The 12,678-nt window shown below is 59.2% G+C and carries 10 protein-coding genes; 2 read left to right on the top strand and 8 right to left on the bottom strand.

What is annotated here, in order from left to right; translation table 11 throughout:
- The first annotated feature begins 25 nt into the window (after positions 1-25).
- Positions 26-1,201, top strand: coding sequence for a lipase family protein (locus CABTHER_RS09270; protein WP_014100373.1), 1,176 nt, complete (start codon positions 26-28; stop codon positions 1,199-1,201).
- A 101-nt stretch (positions 1,202-1,302) separates the two neighbouring features.
- Here the strand turns inward: CABTHER_RS09270 and CABTHER_RS09265 are convergent, their stop codons facing one another.
- From CABTHER_RS09265 to CABTHER_RS09235, 7 genes are all read right to left on the bottom strand, one after another.
- Entirely contained in the window at positions 1,303-2,487 is a 1,185-nt protein-coding gene (locus CABTHER_RS09265) for an acyl-CoA dehydrogenase family protein (RefSeq protein WP_014100372.1), read from the bottom strand.
- Between the two features lie 97 nt (positions 2,488-2,584).
- Complete coding sequence (locus CABTHER_RS09260; RefSeq protein ID WP_014100371.1) at positions 2,585-3,730, bottom strand: peptidylprolyl isomerase; 1,146 nt, start codon at positions 3,728-3,730, stop codon at positions 2,585-2,587.
- A gap of 73 nt (positions 3,731-3,803) precedes the next feature.
- Positions 3,804-4,253, bottom strand: coding sequence for a methylmalonyl-CoA epimerase (gene mce, locus CABTHER_RS09255; RefSeq protein WP_014100370.1), 450 nt, complete (start codon positions 4,251-4,253; stop codon positions 3,804-3,806).
- A 253-nt stretch (positions 4,254-4,506) separates the two neighbouring features.
- Positions 4,507-5,616 carry a hypothetical protein gene (locus CABTHER_RS09250; protein WP_014100369.1) on the bottom strand — a complete coding sequence of 370 codons (1,110 nt, stop codon included), beginning with the start codon at positions 5,614-5,616 and terminating at the stop codon, positions 4,507-4,509.
- Complete coding sequence (locus tag CABTHER_RS16675) at positions 5,616-7,175, bottom strand: DNA methyltransferase (RefSeq protein ID WP_148264009.1); 1,560 nt, start codon at positions 7,173-7,175, stop codon at positions 5,616-5,618. The genes CABTHER_RS09250 and CABTHER_RS16675 overlap by 1 nt, the downstream gene beginning before the upstream one ends.
- Before the next feature lie 20 nt (positions 7,176-7,195).
- Positions 7,196-8,452: an ABC transporter permease gene (locus CABTHER_RS09240; protein ID WP_014100367.1), complete on the bottom strand. Its 1,257-nt coding sequence runs from the start codon at positions 8,450-8,452 to the stop codon at positions 7,196-7,198.
- Positions 8,453-8,503: 51 nt separating this feature from the next.
- Positions 8,504-9,412, bottom strand: coding sequence for an ABC transporter ATP-binding protein (locus CABTHER_RS09235; RefSeq protein ID WP_335334118.1), 909 nt, complete (start codon positions 9,410-9,412; stop codon positions 8,504-8,506).
- Here CABTHER_RS09235 and CABTHER_RS09230 point away from each other — a divergent pair.
- The gene (locus CABTHER_RS09230) at positions 9,406-11,697 is read left to right on the top strand and encodes a S9 family peptidase (RefSeq protein ID WP_014100365.1); all 2,292 of its coding nucleotides are present in this window, start codon (positions 9,406-9,408) and stop codon (positions 11,695-11,697) included. The genes CABTHER_RS09235 and CABTHER_RS09230 overlap by 7 nt on opposite strands.
- A gap of 47 nt (positions 11,698-11,744) precedes the next feature.
- Here CABTHER_RS09230 and CABTHER_RS09225 read toward each other — a convergent pair whose 3' ends face one another.
- Positions 11,745-12,503 (bottom strand): patatin-like phospholipase family protein, encoded by a 759-nt coding sequence (locus tag CABTHER_RS09225; protein ID WP_014100364.1) that lies wholly within the window; start codon positions 12,501-12,503, stop codon positions 11,745-11,747.
- Positions 12,504-12,678: the final 175 nt, after the last annotated feature.

Raw genomic sequence — 12,678 nt, 5'->3', positions numbered from 1 at the left:
TGGTCTTGCCGAGGAACCTGCCCCTATGACGAACCGGATTCAATCCCAGCGGCCAGCTTCGCTCACCCCAGCGGTACAACCGAAGGTCTCCACCCCGCGCAAACCGCCAGCAACACCAGTCACTGCGGCCACCACGCCGGCCAACACGACCCGCTTGGGCGAACTTCAGACCGCCGGTACACTCCGCAAGGGACAAATCTTGGCGGCCTCGGCCGCGACGGCGACGCCCACCCGGATTTTCCCAACCGGGCCTATCACTGGCGCGCGCCCCAACCCGGCTGCGCCACCACGGGTGTCACCCCTGTCCGCGGATAGCCACCTCAACGGCGCAGCCTTTCGGGTGACGGCGCCGGGCGTCAATCCCAACGCTGGGCCGCCGGTCATTGTCGTCAACGGCATCAGCACCCCCTTTGCAGGCGCAACGAGCCTTGCTCAGGAAATGTCCCGGATGACTGGGCGACCGGTCGAGATGGTCTATAACAACTCCGACCCAGCCGTGGCCGCCGGGGTGTCTCTGGCACACCACACCCGCCAGGCGCGGGCGCGCGCCGAAGCTGACTACAACAACCTGCCGCTGGCAGTACGGGTGGCCATGAACATCATCAGCCCTGCCAACCGGGAAGCCTTCATCCTCGGTCGGACGACACGGTATCTGGCAGAAGCCACGGTCAATCCGGCGACGGCCGACTGGGTCAAACGGAATGCGCTCCAGAACCCACCAGCGGCCCAGACGCAGGCAAATATGATCTTGTCGCAGCTTGCCAACTATCCGAACGAACCGGTGCGCGTCATTGGCTACAGCCAGGGGGCTGCCATCAGCGCCGAGGCGCTCCGCATGGTCGAACAGGAACTTGTGCGGCGGCATGGTTCTGCTACGGCCAACCAGATGCTTGCCCGCGTGCAGGTCATGACGCTGGGTGGCGCAGCCAACGCGAATGACTTTCCGGCGGCTGTCAACGTCACTTCCATCGCCCACCGGAGCGACATCGTCAGCCAGTACTTCGGTGCCAACCGCGATGCCTTTGGGCGCGGGAATGTGATCGACTTCTTCAACTTCGTCCGGGATGGGTTTGGCATTCCCCAGCACCTGAACTACTTTGGCCCGAACGGCAATCCTGAAGTTGCACGCCGGATGCAGGACTGGATACAGAATCCGGCCGCAGTGGATCGCAACGTCATCCTGCCTGATTATCGCGGCTAGTCCCGGCATCCGAAGACGCCTGAGTGCAGAAAAGCAAGCGGGGTGGCTTCAATCGAAGCCACCCCGCTTTTGTGTCAGGGCGTTGGGATTCTGTCCACGGCTCAGGAAGCCGTCGCCGCTTTCGTCGCGGGACGTGGACGCTCGCTGTAGAAGCCTTCGTACTTGGCAATGATGCCCATCATGATTTCGTCCGCACCGCCGCCAATCGGGAACAGCCGCGAATCACGGTAGTAACGTGCCAGTGGGTATTCTTCGGTATAACCCATGCCGCCGTGGAACTGGAGGCAGACATCGGCGACGAGGCGCACGAGCTGCCCGCCCTTGAGCTTGGCCATCGAGGCTTCGCGGGTCATATCCTGTCCGGCAATGAGCTTCTCCGTGCAGTAGTAGCAGAGCTGGCGCAGGCATTCGATTTCCGTGACAACTTCAGCCAGGCGGAACTGGATGTACTGGTTGTCAATGAGCGGCTTGCCGAAGGTCTTGCGGGTTTTGAGGTAGTTCTTCGTCAGGTTGACAATGCGTTCCGCCCCGGAGTAGCACGTCACAGCGGCAATGAGGCGCTCTTTCTGGAACTGCTGCATCTGGAGTTTGAACCCCTGCCCTTCCTCACCGATGCGGAAAGACTTGGGAACCCGGACACCTTCAAAGGCCAGTTCGGCCGTGTCGGAAGACCAGTTGCCCAGTTTTTCAATCTTGCGGCTGACGATAAAACCCGGCGTGTCGGTCGGCACCATGATGAGCGACATACCCTCATACGATTCACCGGGTGAGGTTCGCGCCAGGAGGCAAACCCAGTCCGCCTGGGTGCCGTTGGTAATCCACATCTTGTTGCCGGTAATCACATAGTAGTCGCCGTCGGATTCCGCACGGGTGCGGATGCGGGCGACATCCGAGCCAGCATCAGGTTCGGAGACCGCAATGGCGCCCAACTGCGTGCCGCGAATGGCAGGTTCCAGGAAGCGCTTTTTGAGTTCGTGGGAGCCAAACTCAGCCAGCGCCGGCGTACACATGTCCGTATGCACGGTGATGCCCATTGGTACGCCGCCGCAGGGAATCCGGCCGAGTTCTTCGGCCCGGATGACGTTGTACCAGTAGTCCAGACCGAGGCCGCCATACTCAGGTGGATAGTTCACGCCCAGAAAATCGAGGTCGCCCATTTTCTTGAGTACCTCATGGGCGGGCCATATCCCGTCCTTTTCCCACTGGTCAACGTATGGGTTGATTTCCTTTTCAATGAAGTCGCGGAGCGTCTTGCGGAAAAGCTGATGTTCTTCGGTGAATTGCATCGGGGCTGCCTCCTTGCCGTAGGTTTCAGACGGTGGCCGGAAGAAGCTTATGGCTAACAAGCCGGCCTGAAATCGCGCGGGTTTACAAGTGCGGGGGCTATGACGTTGGCGCCGGGGGAATCGTGAAATCTGCGGGAACAACAATGCCGTAGCGCGTGACCAGCTCATCGAGCTTGGCTTCAACCTTGCGCTGCCGGAGCTTCTCGGTGATTTCGCGCTTGAGTGGCTCGTCAATGGTTTTGGTGCGTTTATCCAGCAGCTTGATGATGTGGTAGCCGTACTGGGTCTTGACGGGGGTGGTGGAGAATGCGCCCACCTGGAGCGCCTTCACCCCCTCAAAGAAGGGCTGCACCATCGTGCCTTCGCGGAAGTAGCCCAGATCGCCACCCTGTTTCTTCGAGCCGGGATCATCGGAGTGCTGTTCGGCCAGCTTGGCGAAATCAGCCCCGGCCTGAAGCTCCTTGATGAGTTTTTCGGCCTTGGCCTGCGCTTCCTCTTCAGTGAGAGGTTTTTTGGAAGTCGGCTTGCCGTCAGGGCCCGTGGGCGGTTGCAGAGTGGAAATCAGAATGTGGCTGGCTTTGTATTCCTCGAACTCTTCTGGATGCGCTTTGTAGTAGGCTTCGATTTCCTCATCCGTGGGATTGGCGGCTTCCTGGAGCTTGGTGATGATGTCGTTGCCAACGATCTGGGCCTGCGCGAGGCGCAGTTGAAGCTGGAACGTCGGTGTCTTGTTGATGCCGGCTGCCTCACCACGCATCCGGGCCACCTGGAACTCACCGTACTTTTCCTTCAGCTCATCCATTTTGGGCGCCTGGCGGTACTGTGGGTTCTGCGCCAGGAAATCTTCAAAGGCCGTGGGTTTTTCCCGGTAAAAGGCAGCAACGTCTTGTGGGGTGATGGGTTTTTCCTGAGCTTCGGGGCGGCGCTTCCACAGTTCACCGACAATTTGCGCGTAGGCAATGTCAAGCTGGCTCTTGATTTCGGGCTTCTGGAACAGTCCACGCTGCTCGGCTTCCACCACGATGGCCAGGGAGCGGGCAATCTGCTGGCGGAAGAGTTCCTTGCCTTTGGGGTCGGAGCGCAGTCCTTCCAGGTTGGCGTCTGGAAGTTCGGTCAGAAAGGCGTTGATGTCGTCGGTCGTGAGGGTCAGGGGAGGCTGGGGTTTGGTCAGGTAGTTTTGGGCAACCAGTGCGCCGGTGGCCAGAAAGCACACGACGGTAAAGATGATGAGTGATTTTTTCATAAAACGATGTCATTCCTCAGCCAGGCCGGTTGGTTGGCAGCGGCAGTCGCTGCGCCAACCCCGGCCAGGCCAGCTAAACTGTATGGGTGGCGGCCGATGAAGTTTCTTCCGTGGAAGATAGTGATTGTGGCTGCTTTTGGGACAGTTCGACCAGTACCCCACCCGTGCCTTTGGGATGGACAAAGGCCACGAGACACCCTTCGGCCCCAACCCGTGGCTTGTCGTCAATGAGCGGGATACCCTGCGCCTTGAGGCGGCTCAGGACAGCTTCCAGGTCATCCACGCCAAGGCAGATGTGGTGGATGCCGCCGCCGCGCTTGGCCAGAAACTTCCCGACGGGCGTATCGGAACCTGTCGGCTCCAGAAGTTCCAGGCGGCTTTCACCGACCGGAAGCATCGCCACTTTGACACCCTGTTCGGCGACGACTTCGGTGTGGGTCAGTTCCAGTCCCAGCGCCGTACGGTAGAAAGCCAGCGCCTGCTCGATGGATTCGACGGCAATGCCAAGATGGTCAATCTTCATGGGGATTTCCTTGGGGCCAACAACTGTGGACAAAGGTGATGCTGGAGCAGCGGGCCGTGTTCAGCACCGGCTGGTGATGTGGGCGGCCGCGCAGTTTTCGTGTCAGTCGCCCATGTTGCACGGAGCCGCCCACAAATGCTAGTGCCTCGTGCCTGTTACAACTGGCCCACGCCGCAAAAGGCTTTGGCTTTGCAGCATACCCCGCCAGCCCAGCGCTCAGCATCAGCGGGCAGCGCGGAGCGCCGTCCGCTATCTACCGTTGTTGGGCTAAATCGTGACGAACAACTATCACGTCTGAGACGGTCGAATAGCGCTCGCCTTTCCAATCGAACTCAATCCGTTGCCCGGGACTGTTTCCACAGCTATTCAAGTAAGCGTTGATCTTTTTCTCCATAAGGGGCTTTGCCCGTTTCAGTTTCCACGAATCGAAGTAGTTCCGCTGATCAACAAGTAGAAGGAACAGCCTATTCGACGCATCAAACCGACGTTCTCCTTGATTCTCGTAGAGCCAGCGAATGACGTCCGTTGGGTCTTGTTCGATCTCGGCGACCAGTTCATTACGAAAATTCTGAAGCTCCGCGACCAGTTCCTTGCACGTACTGGATGGGTGATCCGATACTTTGGTCCACAGGTCTTGGAGTAAGGCGGCATCAGCCAAATCAGCGGCGATGGGGATGCCGTTCTCCCGTGCCGCTTGTTTCAACAGCGTTAGTTCCGGCCGTTGTCTTGCAACCTTGCGCTTCCGGGAGAGGTAGCCTTCAGGTAAATATGTTACCTTCAAATCGAACGGTGTATCGTGGACGAAGAAATCAATCTTCTTCACCAATCCCACTGCAGGCAGCACATTTTTATGAACTTTGAAGATGTCTTCGATGATGATAGATGTCCAATGGTTATACCAAGAGCAGATCACATAGCTCCGCATACTCGTGAGCAGCTCGTTCTCAATGTGCTGACAAAGAACCTCATAGTTAGTGATTTTCTTCACGTAATTATCTACGATCGTCTTTTCCAGACTGTTCTGGTGAAGGCCGCCCCAATTAAACTCCTGAACCCGGTAAAGCTGGTTTACCAGCTCCGCTTCGTTGGCAAGACGCCGCTCGCGCTCTTCGCGGTAGATTTCTCGGATACACGTCTCAATCGTGGCAACACTGATTTCAGCGCTGAATGCGGTAGCAAAAAGTTGGCGTGAGCCGATGTTCGGTCGTTCTATGCCTGCCGATTTGAAGAGGCATTCGAGGTACTCGGGGCGGCTCATGGAGCGCAGCTTTAGAAAACGCCGGCCATCAGGATCAGCAACGAGCTGGTTCAACTTGTCTTGACGGAACAGAGCGTCAGCTTGTTCGAAAGTCAGCGGTATCATTACTCTTTTGGTGTGGGCAGAGTAAACATCCATCCGGGAATATCGGCGAGTGGGTAAGCCGCGTTCACTGTACGGGCAAACACCAGCCCGTAGTCCGTACGTAATGCTCCTTCCCGGTTATCCTGTACGACCGATGCTGCTGAATAGATCAGCGGGAAGCAACCGCAATACGCTATGTCTGCCTCATTTGCTCTGACCACAAAGTTGTTCAGAAACTTCCAGCTTTCCTTGGTGCGTGCGTTGAAGAACAACACAAGGAACCCGCTGCTACTCAGCTTGTGACTCACAATTTCCAGAAACTGCGACATCGCCTGATTGTAGCCGTGCAGTGTTTTTGCGCGTTCCTTGGCATTTGACACCACGATTTCTAATTCAAATGACGGTTCTTCGCCGAGGATCACGTTCCAGATTTCTGACAGTTCAAGATATGGAATTCGGTCACTGTGCGGTGGATCGGTTATGAGCAAGTCAACCGATTTGTCAGGAATCTGTGGGAGCAATGCCAGACAGTCTCCCGCCAGCAGCGCATAGTCAGTATAACCAGTGCAGACTGCCGAAAGCGTGCCTTCCTTGGCTGAGACGCGAGCCGATTCGGACTCAGCGACCGCCTTGATGAGCTTCTGTACCCGGCGCTCGAAGCAATTCCAGACATTGACCTCAAAATGCTGCTCTGGCCGCCAATAGCCAATGACCCACGAGCCAACCTCCATTCGACTACTGCTTGCGCCAGTAGTTTTGCCTCGGCTAGTGATGGCAAAGACCATCTTGCTCATCTGACCGATGGCCGCTGTAAGTGAAAGTCGCATCGGTTCTTGCATCACCTCTGGCAGGTCATCAATTACCGCCAACAGCAACTCGATGTTGCGAAGCGCTCGGCCCGTGAACAGGTCTTTTAGTGTAAGTGAAGGGGATGAATTGATGCGGGAGTTTGTGAAGAATCGTGGCTCCCGCAAGCGTTGCGGCTGATATGCTGCAAAGCACTCCGAGAGAGCCAAATCATGCTTGTCAGGTGGTAGCTCTACTCGACCTCTCTTCTCTCCGCTCGTTAGCCACACCATTTCCATGGTACCATTACGCCAGATGTAGTGCGTGGCTGTCTTCTTTCGCGCCGTTGTGTAAGTCTCGATTATTGCATCCCTGACATGCGAAGCAACTCGTGCAAAGGCTTCTTTTATGACATTTACCGAGGGGGGCGAGACAAGCAGCCGCGCAATTCTGACAGCTACAGGATTGATATCCACTCCTATAAAGCGGCGTTTCAACTGAAGTGCTTCTACTGCTGAAACGCCTGATCCCAGAAAGGGATCGACCACTAGTCCGTGTTTAGGGGAAACATTCTGAATGAGATAACGCACTGGTTCAGAGGGTTTCTTCCCCCAGTATTTGTGAAAAGCGTAAAGGCCGCGATATGCTGACGGACGTGCAAGCGTTTTTGCCGTGCCACGATCCGTAAAAAAATCAGCGAACATAGAAAAGGCTAGCTGCATACTAGGTATCCTTCGCGTATCGTCCACAGGTAAAGCATGTATGGACTTCGTCTGCCCAACCCAGGCTTCCATGGGTACCTGGATATCTGACACTAGGAGCGGAACAGAATTTCCTCCCGATTGAAAAGCGCCGTGCACACGGCAATGGCCAGCGTGGCATACACGGCCGACGAAAGCAGGGTCAGCCCGAAGAATCCGACGGTCAGTGAGCCGGCCAGGGATTGCTTGATGGCCAGAGCACAGTTGAGCAGCGGGATGAGGCTCATCCCCAGCGGGTTTTCGTCCCCGACGAACAACGACACCAGGGCCGGCAGAATGACAACCATGACGAAAGGCAGCGAATAGGACTGCGCCTCTTTCTGGTTGCGCGCAAAGGCCGAAAGGATCATCAGCAGCGACGAAGTCAGCAGCGTGAGCGGGAGCGTCACCAGTGTCATGACGGCAACCGCCGTGTAGGAAATGGCAATTTTGCCCTGTGTAAGCTGCGCAAAGTAACTCAACCCGATGGCAAACGAGCCAACCAGTCCAATGATGGTAAACAGGGCCGAGGCAAAACTGACGGTCACGATGGTCAGGGTCTTGCCCAGAATGATCTCGGTACGGGTCGCCGGTGACACCAGCAGCGTTTCCATCGTCCCACGTTCTTTTTCGCCGGCGCCCAGATCAAAGGCACTCGTCATTCCGCCAAAAGCCGCCGTCAGGACGATGAGGTAAGGCAGCAGCGCCCCCAGAATGAGACCGCCGATGTTTTTGTCCGAAGCGACACTGCGTTTGGTCAGGGTGGTCGGCGTCACGAGCGACGGGTCCAGGTTGAGCCGCTTCAGACGTTCGCCGGTCGTCGCGCGGTTGAACTCCTCCAGCGCGTCCTGCACCCGCCGCATGGCCGCGATGGATTTTTCGTTGGAGGGGTCGAAGACAAGTTCGAGCGCCAGCGTCTGGTTGTTGGCCAATGCCTGTTCAGCCTCCGGTGGGGCAATGAGCGCCGCCCGTGCCTTGCGCTGGGCAATCAGGGCATCGGCCTCCTGGGCAGCTTCAACCAGCAGCAGTGAAATTGAAGGCGTCCGCGCCAAGGCTTCCTGGAGCATTGCAGGTGCCCCCACAACCGCAATCGTCAGGACTTCCGCCCTTTCTTCCGCTGCCTTCCGGTTAGCAAAGTAGCCAATGACCACCAGCAGCAGCGGCGTGATGAGCAGCGGTGAGATGAAAACGCCGAACAGCACCCGCTTGTCGCGCAGGGTTTCACGCATTTCCTTCTCATAGATGAACCAGAGGCGTCGCCATACGGGACGCGACCGCGGCCGGGGGGACACATCCGGGGGGCGGGAGACGGCAGGCAGATCGTTGGGCATGGTGCGTCTTGTGCGGGGTTGTGTCGCCGTTCGTCCGGGCGACTAATGGGTTCATAGGTCTGGCTGGTCAGGCGCAACCAGCCGTAAAAACACCTCTTCCAGGAACGTGGCCCCGGTTTGTTGCCGCAGTTCCGCCAGCGTACCCGTGGCCACGAGCCGCCCGGCGTGAACAATCCCGATGCGGTCGCAGAGCCGTTCGGCTTCGCTCATGACGTGGGTCGAGAAAATGACTGTGCGCCCTTCGTCCCGGCAGCGCCGGATGAAACCGACAATTGTCCGTGAGGTCATCACGTCGAGGCCGGTCGTCGGTTCGTCGAAAATCATGACGGACGGTTCGTGAATGATCGAGCGGGCAATCGAAGTCCGCTGCTTCTGCCCGGTCGAGAGGGTGTCGCAGCGTGCTTTGGCAAAGTCGTGCATATCCAGCGTGGTGAAAATCTCGTCAATGCGCCGGCGCAGGGTCGTTTCGTCAAGGCCGTGGAGGCGTCCGAAGTATTCCACCATTTCCCGGACGGTCAGGCGGCCGTACAGCGCCGTCGTCGTCGAAAGAAAGCCGATGTTGGCGCGGACGTTTTCCGGTTCGAGCCGCACATCGAAACCGGCTACATAGGCCGTGCCGTCGGTGGGTTGTAGCAGCGTGCCGAGCATACGCAGCGTCGTGGTTTTCCCGGCGCCGTTGGCGCCCAGAAGCCCGAAAATCTCTCCGGGACGAACCGTGAAACTGATGCCATCCACGGCACGCACTTCGCCACGCTTGCGGTCACGATACACCTTGACGAGCTGCTTGGCGACAATCATGCGGCGCAGTGTGCCGGAAGCCGCCACCGTTGGCCAAGCCGCCGGAGACAGCTCGGCACCCACTGTCGCATGGCGCTGGTGACTGGACATGGCATTCGCCATGGCCGAACATGGCAGGTTGGCAAATGGCGTCAAATCACTGGAGAAACACTGGCATGACATATTTTCGATGGTCGGCGGCCCGGCTGGCACTCCTTGGTGCAGCCCTTCTGGTTGCGGCGACACCGGCCGTGTCGCGTGTGGCTGTGAACAGCCGGACGGCAGACAAGTCCACAAAGCGACTCACCCTGGAAGCCCTGTTCGATCCCGTCCAGCGGGTGAATTTTTCCGGCAATCTGCCGCGTCTCGTCTGGTTGCCCGACGGGAAGCAGTACCTGTCCTTTGAGGTCAATGCCCAGACGCGCCAGTACGAAGTGGTGCAGGTCGAGGCGCTGACCGGCAAACGGACACCCTTCCACGACCCGGCGCGGATGCAGTCCGCCCTGGAAGCCGCCGGCATGGCGGCGGATGACAGTCGCACGGCAGCTACACTCCGGGGAGCCATTTTCGATGCTGCTTTCCGCCGCGTGCTGCTCAGTGCCGACAATGACCTGTATCTCTACGACTTCACGACCGACCGTGCCCAGCGGCTCACCACATCACCCGGTGCGGCCGAAGAGGAATATGACTTCAGTCCCGACGGCCGGCGCGTCAGTTTTGTACGGGACAACGATCTGTATCTGCTTGACCTGACCGCCACGCCGCCGGCCGAACGCCGGCTGACACAGGACGGCTCAAGCAGTGTGTTCAACGGCATCCTCGACTGGGTGTATGAAGAAGAAGTCTATGGGCGTGGGAAGCGCCGGGGCTACTGGTGGAATGCGACGGGGACGTTGCTGGCCTACCTGCGGTTGGATGATACGGCGGTGCCCGTCCACGTCCTGACCGATGACGTACCCTTTCGGCAGCGCGTGGAGCGGACGCACTACCCACAGGCCGGCGATCCGAACCCGCTGGTGTCGCTGCACGTGGCCACCTGTGAGGGCGAGACTGCTGAAGTCAGCTTGCAGGCGTATCCGGCCGATGATCGGATCGTCACCCGCGTCGGATGGCATCCTCAGCAGCCCAACACGCTGTTGTTCGAGGTACAGAACCGACGCCAGACACGGCTTGATCTCAACACAACGACGGTACTGATGCTGGAAAGCATGCCGCCACTGCCACGCCCGGCGGCGCCGGAGCGGCTGCTGCGGGAAGAGAGTGCGACGGCGTGGGTGGAAGTGGTCGAGCTACCCACTTTTCTCCCGGATGGGTCGTTTCTTTGGCAGAGCGATCAGACCGGCTTTCGGCATCTCTACCACCACGCGGCGGACGGGAAACGCCTGCGGGCGGTGACACAGGGCGAGTGGGATGTGCGTGAGTTGTATGGCGTCGCCAACGGGCAAGTGTATTTTGCCGCTGCGGCACACTCACCGATTGCCAATCACCTGTACCGCATCCAACTGGACGGCACAGGGCTGACCCGCCTGAGCCAGACCGAAGGAACCCATGCGGCGGAGTTCAATGCGACCTGTACGGCGTACTTCGATGTGTCGAGCACAGTCACGACGCCGCCGCAAATCACGCTCCACCAGGCTGACGGCAAGCTGGTGCGCATCATCGCCGATAACGCCGAGGCGCGGGCGCTGGCCGCCGAGTACGGCCTGGCGCGTCCTGACTTTCAGCAGGTCAAAACCCGCGATGGCTTCGTAATGGAAGCCATGCTGCTGCGTCCGCCGGATTTCGATCCGCAGAAGAAATATCCGGTCTGGTGCTATGCCTACAGCGGCCCGGGGGCGCAGTCGGTCGTGGACCGGTGGGGCGGACAGCGCATGCTCTGGCACCAGTTGCTGGCGCAGCGGGGCTACCTGGTCTGGATATGTGACAACCGTTCGGCCAGCGGCAAAGGGATGCGGTCAATGGCGCCGATTTACGGGCGGCTTGGTGAACTGGAACTGCGCGACCTGGAAGATGGGGTGGCCTATCTGAAGACGCTCCCTTATGTGGATGGCAACCGGATCGGTCTGTGGGGGTGGAGCTACGGGGGCTACATCACAGCCTACGCCCTTACACACAGCACGGTGTTCAAGTGTGGCATTGCCGGTGCGCCGGTCACGGATTGGCGCAACTACGACTCAATTTACACGGAACGCTACATGAAGCTGCCGCAGGATAACCCGGAAGGCTACGAACGAAGTTCCGTCGTGGCTGCCGCCCGGCACCTCCACGGGCCGTTGCTGCTCGTTCACGGGCTGATGGATGACAATGTGCATCCGCGCAACTCCGTGCAGCTCATCGATGCCCTGCACAAAGCCGACCGTCCCTTTGAGTTCCTGCCCTATCCGCAATCCCGCCACGGGGTGGTCACGCCCTACCGGGTCAAACACCTCTACGGGCGCATGCTGGCCTTCATTGAAAAACATCTGTAAGCGCCGGATGTGGATGGCGGAGAGAAGCAGGGGCAAGGGCCGCCACTTCAGGCCGTTTGCTGAAGCCGCAGTTGCCGTTGGCGGTCGAGAACGGCATAGGTTGCGGCTTCGCCAGCGGCGATGACGGCATCGAGTCCGCGACCGACGGGCAGCATCCCGACGAGTGGAATGGCCGGCGAAATCAGGATGTCGGCTGCGTCCAGCGCCTGCCGGTAGTGATGGGGAAAAAACCGGCGGACGGTTGGTGTCGTTGGCTCGACACCGACGGCGCGCAGGACGGAAGAAATCCCAAGGACATCCGAAGCGATGACATAAGTGGCGCCCATGTCACGGACCGGTTCCGCCGGAAGCGGACAGGCAATGCCGCCGTCGAGCAGGGAAAGCCCGTCGCGCTGGACCGGCCGGCGTACGCCCGGCAGCGCGCAACTGGCGCTGATGGCACTCGGCAGGTCACCTTCCCGCAGGATGACCATCCGCCGCGAGGGCCACTCGCCGGCAATGGCCACGAAGGGATACCGCAGCTCGGCAAAGGTGGCTGGCAGGTGTTGCGCGCAGAAACGTTCCAGGTTTTTGCCGTCAAAGAGTTCCGGCCAGAAAATGGAAGCAGCGATGGCGCGCATTTCACGCCAGTTCATGCCAGCGGCCAGCATAGCGCCGACGATGCTGCCAGCGCTGGTTCCAGCGATGAAGTCAGGTTTGAGACCGTAGGCGTCGAGCGCCTTGATGACGCCGATATGGGCCAGTCCGCGCGGGCCGCCACCGCTCAGGGCCAGTCCAAGGCGGGCGGATGAGAGCAGGTCTGCCATGGATGTCACAGAAGCCGCCCGGCTTCTGACGCCGGCAGCGACTGCAAGGGGATGGGTTCGTCCATCGCCAGGGGGAAAGCAAGTGTAGCGGCTGGACCGGAAATGGCCTAGTCCGGTTGGGAGGCGAGTGGCGAGCGGTTGGCATCACGCTTGACGTGTTTTCTGCCGGTCGCTA

The sequence above is a fragment of the Chloracidobacterium thermophilum B genome, from assembly GCF_000226295.1.
In the GTDB taxonomy this organism is placed as follows: domain Bacteria; phylum Acidobacteriota; class Blastocatellia; order Chloracidobacteriales; family Chloracidobacteriaceae; genus Chloracidobacterium; species Chloracidobacterium thermophilum.
The sequence above is the reverse complement of the archived record's forward strand: the minus strand, read 5'-3'. Positions and strand labels throughout refer to the sequence as shown.

Excerpts from the sequence above, each read along its gene's own strand:
- CABTHER_RS09270 (WP_014100373.1), top strand. The coding sequence starts at position 26 with ATGACGAACCGGATTCAATCCCAGCGGCCAGCTTCGCTCACCCCAGCG.
- CABTHER_RS09265 (WP_014100372.1), bottom strand. The coding sequence starts at position 2,487 with ATGCAATTCACCGAAGAACATCAGCTTTTCCGCAAGACGCTCCGCGAC.
- CABTHER_RS09260 (WP_014100371.1), bottom strand. The coding sequence starts at position 3,730 with ATGAAAAAATCACTCATCATCTTTACCGTCGTGTGCTTTCTGGCCACC.
- mce (WP_014100370.1), bottom strand. The coding sequence starts at position 4,253 with ATGAAGATTGACCATCTTGGCATTGCCGTCGAATCCATCGAGCAGGCG.
- CABTHER_RS09250 (WP_014100369.1), bottom strand. The coding sequence starts at position 5,616 with ATGATACCGCTGACTTTCGAACAAGCTGACGCTCTGTTCCGTCAAGAC.
- CABTHER_RS16675 (WP_148264009.1), bottom strand. The coding sequence starts at position 7,175 with ATGGAAGCCTGGGTTGGGCAGACGAAGTCCATACATGCTTTACCTGTG.
- CABTHER_RS09240 (WP_014100367.1), bottom strand. The coding sequence starts at position 8,452 with ATGCCCAACGATCTGCCTGCCGTCTCCCGCCCCCCGGATGTGTCCCCC.
- CABTHER_RS09230 (WP_014100365.1), top strand. The coding sequence starts at position 9,406 with ATGACATATTTTCGATGGTCGGCGGCCCGGCTGGCACTCCTTGGTGCA.
- CABTHER_RS09235 (WP_335334118.1), bottom strand. The coding sequence starts at position 9,412 with ATGTCATGCCAGTGTTTCTCCAGTGATTTGACGCCATTTGCCAACCTG.
- CABTHER_RS09225 (WP_014100364.1), bottom strand. The coding sequence starts at position 12,503 with ATGGCAGACCTGCTCTCATCCGCCCGCCTTGGACTGGCCCTGAGCGGT.